This window comes from Micromonospora sp. NPDC049529, from assembly GCF_055586685.1.
This window is the reverse complement of sequence record NZ_JBVJHT010000009.1, coordinates 221,953-243,364: the sequence shown is the minus strand read 5'-3', so window position 1 is coordinate 243,364 and position 21,412 is coordinate 221,953. Positions and strand designations below refer to the sequence as shown.

The window sequence follows — 21,412 nt, the reverse complement described above, 5'->3', positions numbered from 1 at the left end:
GGGTGCGTCGCCGCCAGGACGGGGGGTGTAGGCGCACTGGTGGGGGGGGGGGGGGGGGGGGCCGCCCCCCCCCCCCCCCCCCCCCCCCCCCCCCCCCCCGGGAGGGGGTTAGCTCTGGGGTTCGATCCAGATGTTGCGGTAGCGGACGTTGGCACCGGGGTCGCCGTGGTCCTGGAGCCTGATCGGGGCGATCGCCGGGCTCTCGGCGGCACCGCCACCGGTCGACCCGTTGATCTCGACGTTGTTGTGCACGGTGACGCCGTTCCAGACCACGGTCACCCGGGCGTTCTCGGTCTTGGTGGTGCCGTTCCACCGGGCCGCCCGGAACGTGATCTCGTACGTCTGCCAGGTCTCCGGCGCGGTCGCCCGGTTACTGTCCGGGGCCCGCTTCTGGTAGAAACCGCCGCACTCGTTGTCGGCCGGGGTGGTGTCGCCGAACGAGTCCAGCACCTGCAACTCGTACCGGTCCTGGAGGTAGATGCCGCTGTTGCCGCGCGCCTGACCGGTCACCTCCGGCGGCAGGTTCGGGATCCAGAACTCGGCGTGCAGCTTGAAGTCACCGAAGCTCTGCTTGGTCCGCAGGTCCCCGCCGAGCACCTCGGCCGAACCGCCGGACACCGGCCAGGTCGGGGCGGCCCCGTTGGTGTGCTCCCAGTTCGCCGACAGGTTCGTGCCGTCGAACAGGTTGATCCGGGTCGGCGGCGGCCCGGCGGTGCCGTACGCCTCGAACTCGTAGATCCGGGCCGCGTTGTCGGTGGTGCTGGTCGGTGCGGTGATGTTCAGCCGGACGTACCGTGCCTGGACCGGGGTGATGTTGTGCGTGGTGGTCGAGGCGGTGTTGCCGGTGACCGTGGCCGCGGTCGCCCAGGTGGTGCCGTTCGTGCTGGTCGCGAGCGTGAAGTCGCGGGTGTTCCAGGCGGTGTTCTCGGCCCCGGCACCGGCGTGCTGGACTACGAACCGGCTCACCGTCTGGCTCTGGCCCAGGTCGACCTGGAGCCACTTCGAGGCGCCCAGCGAACACCACTTGTCGGTGCCGCCGCCGGTGACGCTGCCGTTGACCGCCTTCGTCGGGCCCTCGTCGGCGTTGCACGAGGAGTCGGCGGTCGCCGGTTTGCCCAGGGCCAGGTTCGTGGTCGGCGGCGGTGCGGCGGCGCCGTACGCCTCGAACTCGTAGATCCGGGCGGCGTTGCCGCCGGTCTGCTCGCCGGCGGTGATGTTCACCCGGACGAATCGGGCCTGGACCGGGGTGATGTTGTGGGTGGTGGTCGGCGCGGTGTTGCCGGTGACCGTGGCGGCGGTCGACCAGGTGGTGCCGTTCGTGCTGGTCGCGAGGGTGAAGTCGCGGGTGTTCCAGCTCGCCTGCTCACCGCCCGCGCCCGCGTGCTGGAGGACCAGGCGGCTCACCGTCTGGCTCTGGCCCAGGTCGACCTGGAGCCACTTGCTGGTGCCGGTCGAGCACCACTTGTCCAGGACACCGCCGGTGACGCTGCCGTTGACCGCCTTCGCCGGGCCCTCGTCGGCCTTGCAGGAGGAGTCGGCGGTCGCCGGTCGGCCCAGCGCCAGGTTCGTCTGGGCGGTGGTGCCGGGGATGTTGTTCAGGGTGTACCAGGCCTCGGTGCTCCACAGCGACTGGCCGGTGCCCGAGGTGAACGGCCGGGGCGACCGGAGGTAGACCACCCGGTTGGGCATGAGGCCGGGGATGACCAGGCTCACCTTCTTGCCGTCCGCGGACAGGGTCGCCGACGAGACCGGCAGCGTCTGCAGGTCGAGCTTCGGGCCGCCGTACGCGGCGGTCGGCTGGTAGCGCCACTGCTGGACCTTGTACGAGGTGGACAGTGCCGCCGCGGTCGCCGCCGACAGGGGCTGGGTGTACTCCACGTCGAAACCGGTGGCGGTGGCCCGCATCGCCAGCATGTCGAAGGTGCTCGCCCCGTTCGGCGTCAGCTTCTGCAGGCCGTAGCTGAGTTTGCCCTCCTGACCCCAGTTGCCGCCCGCGCCCAGCCCACCGGCGTAGATCGCGCCGTCCGGCCCCTGGGTCAGCTCGGTGACACCCGCCTCCAGGCCCTGGGTCAACCGGAACAGGGCGCCCTGGTACTCGCCGTTGACCTTCTCCAGGTACGCCCGCTGGATCCCGCCGTACGTCACGTCGGAGATGAGCATCTGGCCGGCGAAGGTGCCGCTGTTCAGATAGACCGGGGTGCTCGGCGAGTTGGCGATCTCGTTCTGCGGCATCCAGAGCACCGGTGCGGTCGCCGGCCGGTTGTCGAACGGGCCGGCCGGGTTCATGTAGTGGTTGAAGAACCGGTCCTGCTTGACGTGCAGCAGCTTCGACGAGGGCAGCCAGCCGCCCTGGTTGTCGGTGACGAAGATGCCGCCCTCCGGACCCCAGCCGATGCCGTGCGGCGTACGCAGACCGCCCGCGACGTACGACACCGCGCCGGTGTTGCGGTCCACCTTGATGGTGGTGCCCCGGTTCGGGGCCGGCTGCGGGTCGGTGGTGTTGCCGCCCAGGTTGATCGAGACGGAGAGGTTGAGGTAGAAGAACCCGTCCTGGTAGAGCAGGCCGAAGCCGAACTCGTGGAAGTTGCCGCCGAACGGCCAGGTGGCGACCGTACGGTAGTTGTCGGTCACCCCGTCGCCGTTGGTGTCGTTCAACTCGGTCAGCCGGTGCTTCTCCGACACGTAGATCTTGCCATCCACGATCTTGATGCCCTGCGGCTCGCGCAACCCGCTCGCCACCCGCTGGGTCGTCACCTGGCCGGGACCGGTGTTGCCGGTCGTGTTGCCCAGGATCCAGACCTCACCGAGCAGGTTGTCGGTGCCGCCCCAGGTGGTGATCGCCAACCGGCCGTCGGGGAAGAAGTCCATCCCGGTCACCTGCGGCTGGAAACCGCTCGGGCGCAGGTTGGTCAGGTTGTAGCTCGGGTGCACGCCGGTCAGCGGCAGCCCGTCGCCGGGGGTGTCGGTGCTCGCCTCACACTGCTTCTGGCCCGGTGCGGTCACCCGTACGACGCCCGAGTCGGTGCTGAGCACCGAGTTCGGCACCAGCGTGTACCCCGAGGCGCCCGGCGGCTGCCAGTGCAGGGTGATCTGCTGGTCCGTACCGCGTTCGAAGTGGTCGATGCGCAGCGCGTGGTAGCCGGCGGTGAGGGTGATCGAACCGTCCACCGGCGGGTTCGCGCCGTGCAGGCCGTCGTGGTCGATGACCACCGTGTCGTCGATGATCAGGCGGGACCCGTCGTCGCTGTACAGGCGGAAGTTGTGCGCCCCCGGCTGGGTGACGTTGATGTTGCCGATGACCTGGGTGACGAAGTTGTCGGCGATCCCGCCGAAGTCCGCGGTGGTGGTCCAGTTGATCGTCGGCATCAGCTTGTCGACGTTCGGGGTCTGCCCCGGCTTCAGTACGCAGATCTCCTCCAGCGGCACCTGTACGTCGAAGACGCGCAGCGTGACACCGGGTTCCTGGGGCGGGACGGCGAGCGCACCGGGCAGTGCGCGCGGGGCCTGGGCCGGGCTGGCCGCCGCTGCCGAGGGCAGGGTGGTGGGCACGAGGAGGGTGAGGGCGGCGGCTACGAGGGCATGACGAAACAGTCGTCTGTCCATGGCGTCTCCTGGGCGACGGGGGTGGGACGGTCCACATGCGACGCGTGTCGGGAGACGCCCCCGGGAGACGCCGACTCGGGGGGACCTCTACGCCGACGGTGTAACCTCGCCGAAACGTCGCGCTGAGTTGGCGTCACACTAATCGACATTCGTCGAACTATCTATACCTTTCGGGTTCCGCACCCGAACTTCCGCTCGCCGATGCAAAAGCGTCCAACGCAGCACCAACGCAGCGCCCGATGGGGTCCGGCGGCGGAAGTGGTGTTCAATGTAGACGCGCCGAGCTCTGGGAGGATCCACGATGTCCGAGGTCGCCGTCGCGATCCAACCGCACACCCCCGTCGCGCCCGAACGGCTCGACGCCCTCGCCGCCGGACTCGCCGACGACCTCCGTGCGGTCCGGGGGCTGCGGATCGGCAACGCCGGCTCGACCGCCGTCGGCCCCGGCAAGTCACCCCAGGCGTGGGACCTCGGCACCCTCATCGTCAGCGGCGTCTTCTCGGCCGCCACCGTCGGCGCCGTCGCCCAGGTCCTCGTCGCCTACATCAACCGGAGTGCCGCCCGGTCGATCCGGCTGCGCCGGGGCGAGGACGAGATCGAGATCGTCGGCTCGACCCGGCTCGACGACCCCGCCGTGATCGCCCAACTGGCGCAGCTCCTCGGCGCCGAACCGTCGCCCGCGCCCCGGGCGGACGCCGCGCCACGAGCGGACGCGCCACGGGCGGTCGGTGGCCCGGGACGCCCCGCCGGCCCCGGTGGCGACGGCCGCCCCGGTGGCGACGGCGACGGCCGCTGACCGACCATGGGACAGCGCCTCGCCCTGCTCATCGCCAACGACCGGTACATCGACGAGTCGCTGTCCGACCTCTACTCGCCGCGCGAGGAGGCCCGCGACCTGCACAGCCTGCTGGCGGACGTCGACGTCGGCGCCTTCGACCACACCGTCCTGCTGGAGAACGAGTCGAAGAGCGCGGTCGAACGGGCCATCGAGACGATGCTGCGTACGGCCGGACCGGACGACCTGATCCTGCTCTACTTCTCCGGACACGGCATCCGCAGCAACAAACGCGGCCGGCTCTACCTGGCGGTGGCCAACACCGAACTCGACGCCCTGTCGTCCACGGCCGTCTCCGCCTCCTTCGTCCGCGAACTGCTCGACGAGTCCGACGCGGCCAGCTCCGTCATCCTGCTCGACTGCTGCTACAGCGGCGCCTTCGACGGGCAGGGCCTCAAGTCCGGCGACGACCCGGCGATCGACGGGGAACTCAGCGCCGGCTACGGGCGCTACGTCATCACCGCCACCAACTCCGTCGAACGGGCCGACGACGGGCGCCCCGCCACCGAGATCACGCCCCGGCTGCGCTCCGCGTTCACCGAAACGATCATCCAGGGGTTGAGCACCGGCGCCGCCGACATCACCGGCAACGGTCGGATCACCCCGGAAGACCTCTGGCGCTACGTCCGGCTGGAACTGCCGAGGCGGGCACCGAACCAGTCACCGTGCCAGTTCGGCCGGGCCAGTGACGAGATCCACCTCGCCCTGTCCCGGGACGGCCACCACCGGCAGCGCCGCCACCGCGACCAGCGGGAGATCCGCCTCGGTGACCTGCTCGGCCCGCTCGAACCCAACGACGACGTACGCCTCTGCGCCACCGAGTGGCGTCGGCGCGGACTGCTCAAGGTGCCGATCGGGCAGGCCCAGCGGATCGACCAACCGGCCGGCGAGCCGGTCTGGCTCGACCTCGCCTCCACCGAGGGACACCTGCTGCTGATCGGCCGCGCCGGCACCGGCAAGACCACCCTGCTGCGCAGCATCATCGGCGGGCTCGCCCTCACCCACACCGACCACGAGGTCGCGTTCTACTGCCTCGAATCCGGCGGGAACTGGCTCGGCCCGATGCGTCGGCTGCCGCACGTACGGGCGGTCGTCGGTGACGACGAGGTCGGCGAGGTCGGCGAACTGCTCGGCCGGCTCGAACTCGACGTGCAGCGGCGCAAGCAACTGTTCCGCGAACACGAACTCGAATCACCCACCAGCCTGCGCGCCAAGCGGGCGGCGCTCGGCTCCGGCCCGTACCCGGACGTCTTCCTCGTCGTCGACCGCTGGCAGGACTTCGCCACCCTGATCGACGACTTCGCCCCGCGCGTCATCGACCTGGCCAACAAGGGCCTGGGGTACGGCATCCACGTCGCCGTGCTCGACCGGAGCTGGCGGACCATCCCCGAGGAACTGCTCGAACTGCCCCAGGCGCGGATCGAGACCCGGCTGACCCAACCGCACGAGTCACTGGTCAACCCCGACCACGCCGGCCGGCTGCCGGCCAACGTCCCGGGTTGGGCCATCCACGGCCGGCAGACCTTCCGCATCGCCCTGCCCGATCTCAGCCTGAGCGACGTCGACGGCGAGACCGAGCCGGTCGACGGGGCACCGGACGGTGCGGCGGCGCTGGTGTCGACGATCGCGGCGGCGTGGCAGACGCCGGAAACGACCGGCAGCCCACCGGGGCACCGGACCACCGGCAGGCCGCAATCGGGCGTCGTGCCGGAGCGCCGTCCGGTCGAGCCGCCGCTGCCGCCGCCCGACGAGGTGCTGGCCGTGCTCGGCGTACCGGACTATGCGGCGCTGCTGGAGTTCGCCGGCACCGGCACTCCGGTCGGGCCCGACTACCTGCGGGTGCCGATCGGGGTCGACGAACACGGCGAGCCGGTGTTTCTCGACATCAAGGAGGCGGCCCAGGACGGCGACGGGCCGCACGGCCTGCTCGTCGGGGCCACCGGCTCCGGCAAGAGCGAACTGCTCCGTACGCTCGTCGCCGCGCTGGCGATGCGACACACGCCGGAGCAGCTGAACGTCGTCCTGGTCGACTACAAGGGCGGGGCCACGTTCGGCCCACTGGGCCAACTCCCGCACACCAGTGCGTTGATCACCCACCTCGCCGACGACCTGTCCCTGGTCGACCGGATGACCGACGTGCTGGAGAGCGAGCTGCACCGCCGGCAGGAGATGCTGCGCCGGGCCGGCAACCTGGGCAGCCGGCGGGACTACGAACGGGTCCGGCAGGGCGATCCGGGCCTGGCCCCGATGCCGTCCCTGCTGGTCATCTGCGACGAGTTCGCCGAACTGCTCACCGCCCGGCCCGAGTTCGTCGAGGTGCTCGTCCGGATCGGACGGATCGGCCGCGCGCTCGGCGTACACCTGCTCCTGGCCAGTCAGCGGATCGAGGAGGGGCGGCTGCGCGGTCTGGAGACGCACCTGTCGTACCGGATCGGTATGCGTACCTTCTCCGCCGCCGAGAGCCGGGCCGTGCTCGGTGTGGCCGACGCGTACGAGTTGCCCAACGCACCCGGTTACGGCTACCTCAGGGCGAACACCGCGCTGACCCGGTTCCGGGCCGGGTACGTCTCCGGCCCGTACCTCGCCCACGCCCCGGAGCCGCCGACCGGGCAGGAGGAACTGGTCGACCGTACCGTCCTCGACGTGGTGATCCGCCGGTTGCGCGGCAGCGGGCCCCCCGCCCGCCCGATCTGGCTGCCACCGCTCGGCGACCCACCCAGCCTCGATCGGCTGATGAAGCTCGTGGTGAGCGAGCGGGTCGGGCTGCGCGCGGCGGAACGCGACCCATTGACCGCGCCGGTGGGCATCGTCGACCTGCCCCTCGAACACCGCCAGGACCGGCTGCTGCTCGACTTCAACCGTCCGGACGGCAACGCCGTCGTGGTGGGCGCGGCACAGAGCGGCAAGAGCACCCTGGTCGCCTCGATCATCGCCGCGCTCGCGCTCACCCACACCCCACACGAGGTGCAGTTCCTCTGCCTCGACTTCGGCGGCGGCGCGTTGGCCAACCTGGCGAGCCTGCCGCACCTGTCCGGCCTCGCCACCCGGCGCGAACCGGAGGCCGTACGCCGTTCCATCGCCGAGGTGCAGACGCTCATCGACGAGCGCGAGGCCCGCTTCGCCCGGTCGAACATCGACACGTACGACGCCTACCGGCAGCGCAGGGCGAACGGCGAGTTCCCGGAGGACCGGTTCGGCGAGGTGTTTCTCGTCGTGGACGGGTGGAGTGCGCTGCGCCAGGACTACGAGGAACTGGACCCGGCGATCGTCGCCATCGCCGCCCGGGGACCGGGTGTCGGGGTGCGCCTCATCTTCACCGCGTCCCGGTGGATGGAGATCCGGCCGGTGCTGCGGGACCTCTTCGGCATCCGGCTGGAACTGCGGCTGACCGACCCGTCCGACTCGGAGATCGACCGCCGGGCCGCGCGGCACGTGTCGAGCGGGCCACCCGGCCGTGGACTGACCGCCGACAAGCTGTACTTCGTCGCCGCCGCACCCCGGATCGACGGCGGTTCGGGCAACGCCGGGCTGGCCGAGGCGACCGTCGGGCTCGCCCGACGCGTACGCGAGTGCTGGCCGGGGGAGCCGGCGCCGAGCGTACGGCTGCTACCCCGTACGCTCACCGCCGCCGACCTGACGAAGCTGGCCGACCCGGCGCGGCCCGGACTGCCGATCGGGGTCGACGAATCCGCCCTCGCACCGGTCTACCTCGAACCCGCCGTCGACCCGCACCTGCTGATCCTCGGCGACGCCGAGTGCGGCAAGACCAACCTGCTGCGGCACATCGCCCAGACGATCGTGGCGCGGCACTCCCCGGCCGAGGCGCGGATCGTGGTCGCCGACTACCGGCGTGGCCTGCTCGGCGCGGTCCCGACCGAGCACCTGATCGGCTACGCCACGTCCGACAAGGTGTTCAGTTCCCTGGTGTCCGGTCTCCGCGAGGTGATGCAGACACGGCTGCCCGGCGAGGACGTCACCCCGGCCCAGCTCAAGGACCGGAGCTGGTGGCACGGACCGGAGCTGTACCTGCTGGTGGACGACTACGACCTGGTCGCGACCGGTAGCGGCAACCCGCTGACGACCCTGGTCGAGTTGCTGCCGCAGGCCCACGACATCGGGCTGCACGTGATCCTGGCCCGCCGGGTCGGCGGGATGGCGCGGGCCCAGTACGAGCCGGTCCTGCAACGTCTGCGGGATCTGGCCAGCCCGGGGCTGCTGATGTCGGGCAACCGGGAGGAGGGGGCGATGTTCGGCTCGGTCCGGCCGACCCCGATGCCACCGGGCCGGGGCACGCTGGTTCGCCGCCGCGACGGCGTACAGGTCGTCCAGACCGCGCTCGCGGATCCCGAGCCCCGCGAGGTCAGCCACCCGGAAGCGGCACCCGCTCCGGGGTGACCCGCCACAGCGAAATCCTTCGCGGTGGCCGGATGGTTTTGGGACGGCCGTGCGGTGGGCACCTGTTCGGTGACAGTCGACGACGGCCGGGAGGTCCTGGTGACCACGTACGGGTTCCACGCATCGCACGAGCAGCTTCCGCCGAGCGAGTTGCTGCGTCAGGTCCAGGCCGCCGAGCAGGCCGGATTCAGCCGGGCGATGTGCTCGGACCACTTCGCCCCGTTCGGCCCGGAACAGGGCGAGTCCGGGTTCGCGTGGTCCTGGCTCGGTGCCGCGCTGGCCACCACCAACCTGCCGTTCGGTGTGGTCAACGCGCCGGGCCAGCGGTACCACCCGGCGATCGTCGCCCAGGCCGCCGCCACCCTGGCCGAGATGTTCCCGAACCGGTTCTGGATGGCGGTCGGCAGCGGCGAACTGGTCAACGAGCACATCACCGGGGAACGCTGGCCGGCCAAGGACGAACGCAACGTCCGGCTGCTCGAATCGGTGCAGGTGATGCGGGCACTGTTCGCGGGGGAGTCGGTCAGCCACCGGGGCCTGGTCACCGTCGACCGGGCGAAACTCTGGACCCGGCCGGCGTCACCGCCACCGATCTTCGGCGCGGCGGTCAGCCCGGAGACCGCCCGCTGGGTCGGCTCCTGGGCGGACGGGCTGATCACGGTGAACCGGCCGGTGGAACAGCTCCGGCCGGTGATCGAGGCGTACCGGGAGGGTGGCGGTGCGGGTAAGCCGGTCAAGTTGCAGGTGCACCTGTGCTGGGACCGGGACGAGGAGAAGGCGCTGCGGATCGCGCACGAGCAGTGGCGTACCGGGATTCTCGGCAGTGACGTGGCCTGGGATCTGGCCATGCCGGCGGAGTTCGCCCGCGCCACCGCGTACGTCCGCCCCGACGACATGCGCGAACACGTGCTGATCTCGAACGATCCCGCGCGCCACGCCCACTGGCTACGCGAGTACGCCGACCTCGGCATCGACGAGATCTACCTGCACCACGTGGGCCAGGACCAACGCGACTTCCTCGACACCTTCGCCACCCACGTCCTCCCCACCCTGACCTGACCCCCTCCTCAAGATCGCGCAAATACAGAGAATGAGGGGTAATCGCGGGCCCGATTACCCCTCATTCTCTGTATGAGTGCGGATGAGCTCAGGGGGTGGGGTGTTCGCGGTCGGCGGTGCGGGCGAGGGCGAGCATGCGGAGGGTCTGTTCGCGGCGGCGGAGCAGGAGCAGGGCGACCGCGAGCGTCAGCAGCGGGATGGTGGCCAGCGCCACCCACTGGGCCGGAACCAGGTAGATCGGGCGGCCCATGTTCATGTTGCTCACCGCCCACCCGTCCAGGGTCTGGCCGACCAGCACCACCAGCGCGACCACCGGTGCGACCAGGACGGCGATCCGGCGCCGTACGGCTCCGTCGACCGTGGCCACCGCGACCAGCAGGGTCAGTCCGGCCGCCACCAGGAACCCGAGGTAGAGCAGGATCTGGCCGTCGGAACCGGCAACCAGGTCGAGTCCGCGCCGGACGATCTTGTTGTCGTGCAGCGGAAGCGACTGGTAAGCCGAACCGTCCCTGCCCACACTGCCGCTGGCCAGCCGGTTCACCAGGAAGACCGCCACAACGGTCGCCAGGGCCAGCGTGATCGCCAGCAGCCGGCGGGTGCCGAGCACCGCGAGTGCCCGACGTCGCGGCGCCGGTACGGTGAGTGCGACGGCGCCGACCAGGCCCAGCGCGAGCTGCCACAGGCTGTCGACGACGGGCACCGGGTCGGCGTTGTACTGCGCCGGGAGCAGGGCGATCTCGGTGAACAGCGCGGCCCAGCCGAGCGTGACCGTCAGCCGGGGCAGTCCGGCCAGGACCGCCGCGCAGACGGCCGCCCAGGCTCCGATCGGCAGCCAGTCGAGCGGTCCGACCCCCGGGCCGCCGAACGGGTGCGCCAGCGGCCCCTGGTCCGGTTCCATCTTCGACACCAGCGCGTGGCCGTTCATGGCCAGCAGGGTGAGCGCGGCCAGCAGGCCGGTGACCGCCGCCGCGGCGTGCCAGGCGGGGTCGGTGAGTCCGCGCGCGGTCCAGCCGAGCCGGGCCCGGACCCCGGCGACGACCAGGTTGGTCACGTCACCGACAGCGGGGTACCGCTGGTCCGGCCGGGCACCGTCCAGGAGTACGCCGAGCATCTCCTCCTCGTAGCGGCGGCGGTGTTCCCAGGGGTAGACGGCGAGCAGTCGGCGGTAGCGGCTCTCCAGATCGCGGCCGCTCATCCGACGTCTCCCCTGGTGAGCAGGTGTCGGGTGGTCACGCGGGGCCTCCTTGGGCGAGCGGGTTGCGGCGGCGCAGCCGGTCGGCGGCCGTGTTCGCGTTGTGCCGCAGGCGGGCGGCCTCCTCGGCCAGTCGTTGCGCGCCCAGGGCGGTGAGGCGGTAGTAGCGCCGCAGCCGGGACTGGACCACCTCTTCGTGGTCGACCTCGATCAGGCCGTCGCCCCGGAGCCGGTCGAGTACGGCGTAGAGGGTGCCGGCGCGCAGCTTCACCCGGCCGTCGGAGATCTGGAGGACGTCGCCGATGACGCCGTAGCCGTGTTGGGGCGTGTCGGCCAGGGCGGTGAGGACGAGGAATGTCGGTTCCGTGAGTGGCGGACCGTTGCTCATGGCAGCAGCATATACCGGATCACGGTATATGCCTGCCGGCGTGATTCCATCGCGAGGGGAGTGTGAAGAGTTGCGAAGAGTGAAGTAACTTCAAATTTGCCTTAGCTGTGGCTTTTCGGGGTTGATGCACCGGGCGACGATCTTTAGGTTTCCTTTGCGACGGCTACCGCGTTTGTCGCGGTTACCCGCATGGCTCGATGGGCGTGTCCCACGTGTGCCGGCGGGCGTGCGCCGATGATCCGAAGGAGCTCCATGGGTATCTCACGACGGTCGGTCCTTGCCTCCGCGCTGGCCGGAGCCGGCCTCGGGGCCTCGGCGTACCTGGCCGGACCGGCATCGGCGGCCAGCGGGCCGGGCGACGTCGTCGGCAAGATCACCGTCGGGTACCAGGGCTGGTTCGCCTGTGCCGGGGACGGGGCACCGATCAACGGCTGGTGGCACTGGAGCGAGAACTGGTCCCAGGCGCCGTCGCCGGCCAACAACGTGATCAAGGGCTGGCCGGACATGCGCGAGTACACGAACGTGTACCGGACCGCGTACCCGAACTTCGGCAACGGGCAGCCGGCGACCCTCTTCTCCTCGTACGACCAGCAGACCGTCGACACCCACTTCACCTGGATGCAGCAGTACGGCTGCGACACCGCCGCCCTGCAACGCTTCAACCCGAACAGTTCCGAGGGGCCGACCCGCGACGCCATGGCGGTCCGGGTCCGCAGCGCGGCGGAGCGCACCGGCCGCAAGTTCTACATCATGTACGACGTCACGAACTGGACGAACATGCAGTCGGAGATCAAGGCCGACTGGACCGCCAAGATGTCCGTCCACACCGGATCGTCGGCGTACGCGCGGCAGAACGGCAAGCCCGTCGTCTGCGTCTGGGGCTTCGGTTTCAACGACGCCGGTCGCCCGTTCGGCCCGGCGGCCTGCCTCGACGTGGTCAACTGGTTCAAGGCCCAGGGCTGCTACGTCATCGGCGGCGTGCCGACGCACTGGCGCTCCGGCAACGAGGACTCCCGCCCCGGTTTCGGCGACGTCTACCGCGCCTTCCACATGCTCTCCCCGTGGATGGTCGGCCGGATCGGCAACACCGCCGACTCGGACCGGTTCTACGAGAACGTGAACCGGGCCGACCAGGCCGACTGTGACGCGCACGGGATCGACTACCAGCCGTGCGTGCTCCCCGGCGACCTGGTCGAGGGCCAGCGGGCGCACGGCGACTTCATGTGGCGGCAGTTCTACAACATGGTGCGGGTCGGCGCCCAGGGCATCTACATCTCCATGTTCGACGAGTACGGCGAGGGCAACCACATCGCCAAGAACGCGGAGAACGCCTCGATGGTGCCGGCTGGGATCACCATGCCCTCGCTCGACGAGGACGGAACCGTGTGTTCTTCCGACTACTACCTGCGGCTCACCGCCGACGGTGGCCGGATGCTCAAGAAGCAGTTGGCGTTGACCGCCACCCGCCCCACCCCGCCGGTGGTCGGCGGCCCGGTCGTCGGCACCGGGATCGCCCTGCGCTCACGCGCCAACAACCTCTTCGTCTCGGCCGGTGCCGGCGGCAACTCGCCCCTGACCGCGAACGCGTCCGCTGCCGGGGTCGCCGAGCAGTTCGACCGGGTGGATCTCGGCGGCGGTGCGCTCGCCCTGCGCTGCCGGGCCAACGGCCTGCTGGTCACCGCCGAGGACGCGGGGGACGGCCCACTGATCGCCAACCGGCCGGCGGCCGGGCCGTGGGAGGCGTTCACCCTGGTGCAGAACCCGAACGGCACGGTCAGCCTGCTCGCCCGGGTCAACAACAGTTACGTCTGCGCCGAGAACGCCGGAGCCGCCGCCCTGGTCGCCAACCGGGCCGCGATCGGCGGCTGGGAGCAGTTCGACCTGGTCACCGTCTGACCGGCCCCGGCGGGGCCGGAAGCCCCGCCGGGGGCCACCGGTGAGCCGGGCGGGAGGTCGGCACGGGCATGGATCCGGCCGCAACGGGTACGCCGAGATCCGGTACCGGGGGGTGGTTGGAGATGCCGGAGGGCGACGGACCGACCATCGGTGTGATCGGGTCCTACGGCGGCCGCAACCTCGGTGACGAGGCGATCCTGACCGGTATCCTCGCCGACCTGCGCGCCGCCCGTCCGGATGCCCGGATCATCGTCTTCTCCCGCAACCCCGAACACACCCGGCACGCCCACGCCGGCGTCGAGGCGGCCGCCTGGGACGGGATCCGACGGGCCGACTCGGCGACCACCGTTGCCCGCCTCGACCTGCTGATCCTGGGCGGCGGCGGGATCCTGTACGACAGTGAGGCCCGCCGTTACCTGCGGCTGGTCCTGGCCGCCCAGGAACGGGGGCTGCCGGTGTTCACGTACGCGGTGGGCGCCGGCCCGTTGACCGACGCGGTCGACTGTTCGATGGTGCAGGAGAGCCTCGACGCGGCGGCCGAGGTGACCGTACGCGACGACGAGTCGCAGTTGGTGCTGGAGGACGTCGGGGTGACCAAGCCGATCACGGTCACCGCCGACCCGGCCTTCCTGCTCCATCCCGAGGAGTTCCCGGTCGAGTGGCTGCGCCGCGAGGGCGTACGGCCGGGGCGGCGACTGGTCGGCATGAGTGTGCGCGAGCCGGGGCGGGCCGCCTCCCGGCTGGACGTGGACGGCTACCACCGGCTGCTGGCCCAGATCGGCGACTTCCTGGTCCGGCGGCTGGAGGCGAACGTGTTGTTCGTGCCGATGGAGCGGGACGACATCAAACACTCCCACGGGGTGCTGTCGCACATGACCGCTCCGGACCGGGGCCGGATCCTGAACGGCGACTACTCGCCCCGGCAACTGCTGGGCCTGATGACGCATTTCGACATGGCCGTCGGGATGCGGCTGCACTTCCTGATTTTCGCCGCCATGTCCGGGGTGCCGTTCCTGCCGTTGCCGTACGCGGGCAAGGTCTTCGACTTCGCCCAGCGGATCGGCGTACCGGCACTGAGCGGGCTGGCCCGGGAGGTGGAGGGGCCGCTGCTGGCCGAGGTCGACCAGCTCTGGGACGAGCGGGAGGAACGGGCCGGGGACACCGCCCAGCGGGTCGAGGAGGTACGCGAACAGGCCCGGATCACCAGCCGGCTGGTCACCCCACTGCTCAACCGCCTCTGACCGGCGGCGCAACCACCGCCGGACGGGTTCAGGTCGCCGGGCCGCGCCAGCGGTAGACCCAGGGCGGGCCGTCGTCGCGCACCGACTCCAGCTCGTACATCTCCGCATGGGCCAGGCCGCCCTCGCCGAGATGCGGGTGGACCAGCGGTGGGCGGCCGTGCGCGTCCAACTCGACGGTGACCACCCCGCCGTCGCCCACCCCGCCGACCAGCGGCACCTGCGCCGTCGCTCCCATGCCACCATCTAACCGCCGGCCGGGACCGGCCGCAGCGGATCGCCCCGTCCGGCCCCGCCGCCCGTCCGAACCGGGGCGAACCCCGGTGGGATGGACGGTCGGACGCTCAGCCGGGCAGGTCGCGGATCCAGCGCACCTCGGTCGCACACTGCCGGTACCCGAACCACGTGTTGATCGCGAGCATCGGTGCGTTGCCGGTGTCGTTGTTGGTGAACGCCTCGGTGTAACCGGCCGCGCGGGCCCGGTGCAGGGAGGCGGACTTCGCCAGCTTCGCCAACCCCCGCCCCCGGTACACCCGCCGGGTGCCGGCCATGCCGGACATGTAGCGGGTCTGCCCGTCGGTCACCGCCAGGCTGAACGCGGCCACGGTGCCGTCCACGGTCACCACCGAGGTGAGTTCCGGGTCGTGTTCCGGGTGGCTCCAGAACTGGCTGTGCCACAGGTCGTAGCTGATCGCGGCGGCGTCCATGTCGTCCGGTTCGTCCTGGGCCGCCTCGTTGTCGGCCACCCAGAGTTCCCGCAGCAGGTCGTCGCCGAGGCTGGCGCCGGTGTGGATCTCGACACCGGGTGGGCGGGACGGCATCGGCGGTAGCGAGTCGTCGCCGAGCACCAGCCGCTGGAAGTGCGCCGAGCGGCCGCGCCGGTAGCCGTTGCGTTCGGCGAACCCGATCGACCGCTCGTCGTCCAGCGACCAGCAGAGGATGGCGCGGGCGTCGAGGCCGGTCACGTACGCCTCACCGGCCGCCAGCAGCGCGCGGCCGGCGCCCCGGCCGCGCCGGTCAGGATGGACGTAGATGTTCAGGTACGCCCGGCCGGGCTCTGCGCTGTCGTAGTAGATCCCGGTCCGGGCGCAGCCGAGCAGTTGGCCGTCAGCCTCGGCCAGCAGCAGCCGGTGATGCTGGGCGGCCGGCGCGTTCTCCACCTGCCAGCGCAGCACCCGTGGCGTCACCACGAGGTACGGCAGCACGGCGCGCAGCACCAGCGCGGCGGCCTCGGCGTCGGCGTCGGCGGTCGGGGTGTCCGGCCGGAACTCGCGGATCGTCACAGTCATGTGCCCGCACGGTACGGACCGACTGGCCGCGCCGCCGCTCAATTTTCGACCACGACCGGCGTACGCCAGAGCACGGTGTCGAGCCAGTCCTCGATCGCGGTGGCGACCCGGCCGAGTACCGCCGCCGAACCGGCCAGCGGTCCGGGGACGTGCATGCCGTGGTCGGCGTCGGGCACCTCCAGCACGTACGGCGAGAGTTGGCGGGCGAGCGCACCGTCCCACGCCCGGTCGGCGGTGCCGCCGATCAGCAGCATCGGCGCGGTGGCCCGGCGCAGCGCGGCGACCACCGGTTCGACGACGAGCAGCGGGGTGAGCCAGACCGCCGGCAGACCCCGGTCGGCGGCGAGCGCGGCGGCGTACGTGCCGAGGGACTTGCCGATCAGCAGCGGCAGGTCGCCGGCGGCCTCGGCGGTCAACTCGTCGAGCACCGGGGACACCTGCGCGGTCACCCAGTCGGGGAGGTCGTTCGGCGGCACCTCGGTCCGGTCCCCGGTCCAGGAGATCGGCCGGATCCGGGCGCCCCGCGCCTGCGCCGCGTCGGCGGCGTACATCAGCAGTGGTGCCTGTGGGCCGTACCCGCCGCCGGGGATGACGACGGCGGTGCGGTGCTTCGTCGACTCGGTCACCCGCCGAGGCTAACCGCGTGACGGGGGCGGCAGGGGGCGAAGGCGGTGTGCCGACAGGCCCGGCGGAGAGGCGGGTTACACCGGACCATCCGTCCGTCGGGGTGGGTCCGCCGGCTGACTAGCCTGGGATGTTAGGAAGGGACCTTCCATGAGCGGAAACGACGGGAAGGGGCTTCCTCCTTGCGGGTGATCCACGGGCTGTGGCTGCGCGGTGGTCGGCTCGCGCTCTGGGCGGAGGACTCGACCCTGCCGGTGTCGGGGGTGCGGCGGTCGGGTCGGGTGCCCCGGGAACGGCCGCACCCGTTCGCCGCCGGTCACGCCGCGCTCGCCGAGGTGCTCGACGAGATCGCGGCGAAGGCGGCGACCAGCACCGCGCTGCTGCGCCTGCCGACCCGCGCCGGTGCCCCGGTCGACTCGCCGGAACTGGTCCGCACGGACGCGGCCGAGCCGGTGCGCGGCAATCTCACCCTGGCCGGTTGGCGGGTGCCGACCCTGGAGTACGACGCCGACCACGCCCTGCCGGTGCTGCTCGCCCTCGCCGACGACCCGACCGTGGTCCGGGGCGGCACGCTGCGACTGCTGGAGGAACTCGCCGGGTTCGCCGCCGACCTGGTCGGCCGCGGCCGCACCCTGCCCGGCGTGGCCGCCGGGGCGGACCAGACCGGGGGTACGGCCACCGCCGTCTGGCGGCCGCTGCTCACCGGTGCCGACGCGGGCCGGATCCGGGCCCTGGCGATGGCGCTGCCCCCGGCGGCGCGGGCGGCCGAACCCGACCTCACCGTCGCCGCGCTGGTCGCCGATGCCCTGGACGCGCTCACCGACGCCGCCGCCCGGAGCGCGCTGGAGGGGGTGCGCCTGATCGACTCCCGGTCCACCGGCGTTCCGGTGGGCGTACGGGCCTGGTTGCGGGCGCTGACCGGGCGGCAGCGCCGGTTCACCATCGCCCCGGACGGGCTCGACGAACTCACGAACCAACTCACCGAGTGGCAGCGCGACGCCGCCGGCAGCCCGGTACGCGCCTGCTTCCGGCTGGTCGAGCCACCGCCGCCGGTGGAGGTCCTCGACCCCGACGAACTGGTCGACGGCGACGGGACCGAGGGCGACGGGGTCGGGATCGAGGTGGACTCCGACGGTGGCTGGCGGGTCGAGTTCGCGCTCCAGTCGGCCGAGGAGTCGAGCCTGGTGGTCGGCGCGGACCGGATCTGGCAGGCGCGGGGCGGCCTGCGGGCGCTCGCCCGGCACCTCGACGCCCCGCAGGAGACGCTGCTGGCGGAGCTGGGCCGGGCCAGCCGGCTCTGGCCGGAGCTGACCGACGCGCTGCGTACGGCGGCACCGGACGGGTTGGAGTTGGACACCGAGGGGGCGCACCGGTTCCTGCGGGACGGGGCGCCGGTGCTGCACGCCGCCGGTTTCGGGGTGCAGTTGCCGTCGTGGTGGTCCCGGCCGAGCGCCCGGCTCGGGGCCCGGTTGCAGGCGAAGAGCCGGACCGCGCCGGGCACCGTCGCGTCGCGCAGTTCGCTCGGCCTGGACGCGCTGGTCGACTACAAATGGGAGCTGGCCCTCGGTGACCAGGCGCTCTCCGCGCGGGAGCTGCGGGATCTGGCCAAGCTGAAGACGCCACTGGTCCGGCTGCGCGGGCAGTGGGTGGAACTGGACGCCCGCCGGCTGGCCGCCGGACTGAAGCTGCTCCGGGCCGGTGGGGAGCTGACCGTCGTCGACCTGCTCCGGCTGGGTCTGGAGAGCGCCGACGAGCCGGACGCGCTGCCGGTGCTGGCGGTCGGCGCCGACGGACCGCTCGGTGACCTGCTCGCCGGGCAGGTGGAGCGGCACCTGACCCCGCGCGACGAGCCGGCCGGTTTCCGGGGCACGCTGCGGCCGTACCAGAAGCGGGGTTTGGCCTGGTTGGCGTTCCTCCAGTCGCTCGGCCTCGGCGGGGTGCTCGCCGACGACATGGGGCTGGGCAAGACGGTGCAGCTGCTGGCGCTGCTCGCCGGGGACGAGCGCGGGGGCGGGGGCGACGGCGGGCGCGACGACGGGCCGACGCTGCTGGTCTGCCCGATGTCGCTGGTCGGCAACTGGCAGCGGGAGGCGGCGAAGTTCGCGCCGGAGCTGCGCGTACACGTGCATCACGGGGCCGAGCGGGCGCGGGGCGAGACGTTCGCGGCGGCGGTGCGGGACGCGGACCTGGTTCTGACCACCTACTCGGTGGCGGCGCGGGACGCGGCGGCGCTGGCCGAGGTCGACTGGCACCGGCTGGTGGTGGACGAGGCGCAGGCGATCAAGCACGCGGCGACCCGGCAGGCCGCCGCCGTCCGCGCGCTGCCCGCCCGGCACCGGATAGCGGTCACCGGTACGCCGGTGGAGAACCGCCTCGCCGACCTCTGGTCGATCATGGAGTTCGCCAATCCGGGCCTGCTCGGCACCGCCTCGGCGTTCCGCAAGCGGTACGCGGTGCCGATCGAGCGGCACGGCGACGACGACGCGGCGCAGCGGTTGCGCCGGATCACCGGCCCGTTCGTGCTCCGCCGCACCAAGACCGACAAATCGATCATCTCCGACCTGCCGGAGAAGCTGGAGATGGAGGTGCTCTGCAACCTCACCGCCGAACAGGGCTCGCTCTACCAGGCGGTGGTCGACGACATGATGGCCAAGATCGAGTCCAGTACGGGCATCGAGCGGCGCGGCCTGGTGCTGGCCACGATGACCAAGCTCAAGCAGGTCTGCAACCATCCGGCGCAACTGCTGCGCGACGGCTCGGCGCTGACCGGCCGGTCCGGCAAGCTCGCCCGGCTGGAGGAGATCGTCGACGAGGTGCTGGCGGCGGGGGAGAAGGCGCTGCTGTTCACCCAGTACGCCGAGTTCGGCGGCATGCTCCGGGCGCAGCTCTCGGCCCGACTCGGCCGTGAGGTGCTCTACCTGCACGGCGGCGTCGGCAAGACCGAGCGGGACGCGCTGGTGACCCGGTTCCAGTCCGACGCCGGTCCGCCGCTGTTCATCCTGTCGATCAAGGCCGGCGGCACCGGGCTGACCCTCACCGCCGCCAACCACGTGGTGCACGTGGACCGCTGGTGGAACCCGGCGGTGGAGGACCAGGCCACCGACCGGGCGTTCCGGATCGGCCAGCGCCGCGCGGTGCAGGTACGCAAGTTCGTCTGCGCCGGCACCGTCGAGGAGAAGATCGCCGCGATGATCAACGAGAAGCGCGGGCTGGCCGCGAAGATCGTCGGCACCGGGGAGCAGTGGGTGACCGAGCTGTCCACATCGGAGCTGCGCGGGCTGTTCGCGCTGGAGGCCGGGGCGGTGGTCGAGTGAGCCCGCAGCGCGCGGCCGGTGGACGGGAACCGGACGGCACGGCCGGCACCGGACGGTTCGCCGACTTCGGGCGCCCCCGGAAGGTCGACGGCGGGCTCCGGGCGCGTACGGCCCGAGGGTCGATCGGCGCGTCCTGGTGGTCCCGCCGGTTCGTCGACGTACTGGAGTCGTTCGCGCTCGGCACCCGGCTCACCCGTGGCCGGGCGTACGCCCGCGCGGGTCAGGTGCTGTCGCTGGAGGTCACGCCGGGGCTGGTGAGCGCGGTGGTGCAGGGCTCCCGGCCGAAGCCGTACCGGGTGACGGTCGGCCTGCGACCGTACGCCGGGCCGGTCTGGGCCCGGATCGAGACGGTGCTCGCCGGGCAGGCGCTGTTCAGCGCCCAACTGCTCGCCGGGGATCTGCCGCCGGAGCTGGAACGGGTGTTCGCCGAGGCGGACGCCCCGCTCTTCCCGGCCACGATCGGAGACCTCGCGATGCGCTGCGACTGCCCGGACTTCGCTGTGCCGTGCAAGCACCTCGCCGCCTCGTTCTACCTGCTCGCCGAGGCGTTCGACGCGGACCCGTTCCAACTGCTGCACTGGCGCGGCCGGACCCGGCGGGAACTGCTCGACCGACTGCGGGAACTGCGCGCCGGGCAACCGGCGATCGGCACCGGTGGCGGGAGCGACCCGGCCGACGACGAGGCCTACACCGGGCCGGTGGCGGCGCAGCCACTGCCCGGACTCGGGTCACCGGCCGGTGCGGTGCCGGTGGCCGGTGCCGGGCTGGCCCTGGCCGACCTGCCCGACCGGGCGCTCGGCACGGCGGTCGACCGCTACTGGCAACCACCGGTGCCGTTGCCGGATCCGGTGCCGATCCTGGCCACCGAACCCGACCTGCTGCTGCGCCAGCTCGGCGCACCCGGTGCCACGATCGGCGGTCCCGGCCTGGTCGAGCGGCTCCGGCGGGCGTACGGCCGGTTCGGCCAGCCGGAGCGGTGACGGTCCGGACGGCTCGTCCGCACCGGGTGGAACGCGAGCCGGCACGGGTGATGTGCCGCGCCCGACCCGACGCCGGTTCACCGAACCTTTTTGCAACCTGAACCGCGCGGCACCTTTTTTCAACCTGAACCGCGCGGCGCGCCCGCACCGCGTCCGACCCTGCTGTCCACCGGACCGCAAGGGGAGGTGGAAAAGGGTTCACTGGTGCAGCCGGCGGACCCGCCAGGCCAGCACGCTCGCGGCGGCGAGCACGATCGGTGCCAGCACCGCCGCCACCCAGCCGCCGATCACCACCACGGCCGGTACGGCGCTCCAGAGTACGACGGTCAACAGGAGCAGAAGTCTGCCCCGGCGGTGCTGGGCACGATCACTGAGCCGGGCGACGAAGTCCGGGTCGCTGATTCTCAGCTGGCGGGTGATCTCGTCGAACCGACGCTGATCCTCTTTGCTGAGCATGGCGGCAGCCTTCCCCTCACGCGTCAACTGTCCGGCGCGGGGATACCCGATCCCGGGCCGCTTTCACTCCCGCTCCGGATCGCACCGGATTCGCTCCGGTACAGAACTCGGATCGACGCAGGTTTTACTTATTCCCACCTTAA

General features: G+C 71.8%; 14 protein-coding genes. 7 read left to right on the top strand and 7 right to left on the bottom strand.

All coding sequences use genetic code 11. The features are described from left to right. Window positions 1–108: 108 nt before the first annotated feature. The gene (locus tag ACZ6QQ_RS17590; RefSeq protein WP_465877403.1) at window positions 109–3,603 is read right to left on the bottom strand and encodes a discoidin domain-containing protein; all 3,495 of its coding nucleotides are present in this window, start codon (window positions 3,601–3,603) and stop codon (window positions 109–111) included. 301 nt (window positions 3,604–3,904) lie between these two features. Here ACZ6QQ_RS17590 and ACZ6QQ_RS17585 point away from each other — a divergent pair, with 301 nt between their 5' ends. From ACZ6QQ_RS17585 to ACZ6QQ_RS17575, 3 genes are all read left to right on the top strand, one after another. Further along, entirely contained in the window at window positions 3,905–4,399 is a 495-nt protein-coding gene (locus ACZ6QQ_RS17585; RefSeq protein ID WP_465877402.1) for a hypothetical protein, read from the top strand. Between the two features lie 6 nt (window positions 4,400–4,405). Next, window positions 4,406–8,833, top strand: coding sequence for a type VII secretion protein EccCb (eccCb, locus tag ACZ6QQ_RS17580; protein ID WP_465877400.1), 4,428 nt, complete (start codon window positions 4,406–4,408; stop codon window positions 8,831–8,833). A gap of 99 nt (window positions 8,834–8,932) precedes the next feature. Continuing rightward, complete coding sequence (locus tag ACZ6QQ_RS17575) at window positions 8,933–9,892, top strand: TIGR03885 family FMN-dependent LLM class oxidoreductase (protein WP_465877561.1); 960 nt, start codon at window positions 8,933–8,935, stop codon at window positions 9,890–9,892. A gap of 88 nt (window positions 9,893–9,980) precedes the next feature. Here ACZ6QQ_RS17575 and ACZ6QQ_RS17570 read toward each other — a convergent pair whose 3' ends face one another. Together ACZ6QQ_RS17570 and ACZ6QQ_RS17565 are read right to left on the bottom strand one after the other, a co-directional pair. Then, window positions 9,981–11,087 (bottom strand): hypothetical protein, encoded by a 1,107-nt coding sequence (locus tag ACZ6QQ_RS17570; protein ID WP_465877398.1) that lies wholly within the window; start codon window positions 11,085–11,087, stop codon window positions 9,981–9,983. Between the two features lie 34 nt (window positions 11,088–11,121). Continuing rightward, window positions 11,122–11,472: a PadR family transcriptional regulator gene (locus ACZ6QQ_RS17565; RefSeq protein WP_465877396.1), complete on the bottom strand. Its 351-nt coding sequence runs from the start codon at window positions 11,470–11,472 to the stop codon at window positions 11,122–11,124. A gap of 252 nt (window positions 11,473–11,724) precedes the next feature. Between ACZ6QQ_RS17565 and ACZ6QQ_RS17560 the strand changes: the two genes are divergently transcribed. Then, entirely contained in the window at window positions 11,725–13,368 is a 1,644-nt protein-coding gene (locus ACZ6QQ_RS17560) for a lectin (RefSeq protein WP_465877394.1), read from the top strand. 122 nt (window positions 13,369–13,490) lie between these two features. Then, window positions 13,491–14,609 (top strand): polysaccharide pyruvyl transferase family protein, encoded by a 1,119-nt coding sequence (locus ACZ6QQ_RS17555; RefSeq protein ID WP_465877392.1) that lies wholly within the window; start codon window positions 13,491–13,493, stop codon window positions 14,607–14,609. 28 nt (window positions 14,610–14,637) lie between these two features. Here ACZ6QQ_RS17555 and ACZ6QQ_RS17550 read toward each other — a convergent pair whose 3' ends face one another. From ACZ6QQ_RS17550 to ACZ6QQ_RS17540, 3 genes are all read right to left on the bottom strand, one after another. Then, entirely contained in the window at window positions 14,638–14,844 is a 207-nt protein-coding gene (locus tag ACZ6QQ_RS17550; RefSeq protein WP_465877391.1) for a hypothetical protein, read from the bottom strand. Between the two features lie 106 nt (window positions 14,845–14,950). Continuing rightward, window positions 14,951–15,895, bottom strand: a complete 945-nt coding sequence (locus ACZ6QQ_RS17545; protein ID WP_465877389.1) for a GNAT family N-acetyltransferase — start codon at window positions 15,893–15,895, stop codon at window positions 14,951–14,953. A 38-nt stretch (window positions 15,896–15,933) separates the two neighbouring features. Further along, on the bottom strand, window positions 15,934–16,521 hold the full coding sequence (locus tag ACZ6QQ_RS17540; protein WP_465877388.1) for an alpha/beta hydrolase: 588 nt from the start codon (window positions 16,519–16,521) through the stop codon (window positions 15,934–15,936). A gap of 180 nt (window positions 16,522–16,701) precedes the next feature. Here ACZ6QQ_RS17540 and ACZ6QQ_RS17535 point away from each other — a divergent pair, with 180 nt between their 5' ends. After that, window positions 16,702–19,833, top strand: a complete 3,132-nt coding sequence (locus tag ACZ6QQ_RS17535; RefSeq protein ID WP_465877386.1) for a DEAD/DEAH box helicase — start codon at window positions 16,702–16,704, stop codon at window positions 19,831–19,833. Then, complete coding sequence (locus ACZ6QQ_RS17530) at window positions 19,830–20,813, top strand: SWIM zinc finger family protein (RefSeq protein ID WP_465877384.1); 984 nt, start codon at window positions 19,830–19,832, stop codon at window positions 20,811–20,813. Before ACZ6QQ_RS17535 ends, ACZ6QQ_RS17530 begins: the two co-directional genes overlap by 4 nt. A gap of 198 nt (window positions 20,814–21,011) precedes the next feature. Here the strand turns inward: ACZ6QQ_RS17530 and ACZ6QQ_RS17525 are convergent, their stop codons facing one another. Beyond that, window positions 21,012–21,269 carry a DUF3040 domain-containing protein gene (locus ACZ6QQ_RS17525; RefSeq protein WP_465877383.1) on the bottom strand — a complete coding sequence of 86 codons (258 nt, stop codon included), beginning with the start codon at window positions 21,267–21,269 and terminating at the stop codon, window positions 21,012–21,014. Window positions 21,270–21,412 lie beyond the last annotated feature (143 nt).

What these genes read in the sequence shown, in the direction of transcription:
- eccCb (WP_465877400.1), top strand. Translation starts at nt 4,406, where the DNA reads ATGGGACAGCGCCTCGCCCTGCTCATCGCCAACGACCGGTACATCGAC.
- ACZ6QQ_RS17555 (WP_465877392.1), top strand. Translation starts at nt 13,491, where the DNA reads ATGCCGGAGGGCGACGGACCGACCATCGGTGTGATCGGGTCCTACGGC.
- ACZ6QQ_RS17565 (WP_465877396.1), bottom strand. Translation starts at nt 11,472, where the DNA reads ATGAGCAACGGTCCGCCACTCACGGAACCGACATTCCTCGTCCTCACC.
- ACZ6QQ_RS17525 (WP_465877383.1), bottom strand. Translation starts at nt 21,269, where the DNA reads ATGCTCAGCAAAGAGGATCAGCGTCGGTTCGACGAGATCACCCGCCAG.
- ACZ6QQ_RS17545 (WP_465877389.1), bottom strand. Translation starts at nt 15,895, where the DNA reads ATGACTGTGACGATCCGCGAGTTCCGGCCGGACACCCCGACCGCCGAC.
- ACZ6QQ_RS17585 (WP_465877402.1), top strand. Translation starts at nt 3,905, where the DNA reads ATGTCCGAGGTCGCCGTCGCGATCCAACCGCACACCCCCGTCGCGCCC.
- ACZ6QQ_RS17560 (WP_465877394.1), top strand. Translation starts at nt 11,725, where the DNA reads ATGGGTATCTCACGACGGTCGGTCCTTGCCTCCGCGCTGGCCGGAGCC.
- ACZ6QQ_RS17550 (WP_465877391.1), bottom strand. Translation starts at nt 14,844, where the DNA reads ATGGGAGCGACGGCGCAGGTGCCGCTGGTCGGCGGGGTGGGCGACGGC.
- ACZ6QQ_RS17570 (WP_465877398.1), bottom strand. Translation starts at nt 11,087, where the DNA reads ATGAGCGGCCGCGATCTGGAGAGCCGCTACCGCCGACTGCTCGCCGTC.
- ACZ6QQ_RS17590 (WP_465877403.1), bottom strand. Translation starts at nt 3,603, where the DNA reads ATGGACAGACGACTGTTTCGTCATGCCCTCGTAGCCGCCGCCCTCACC.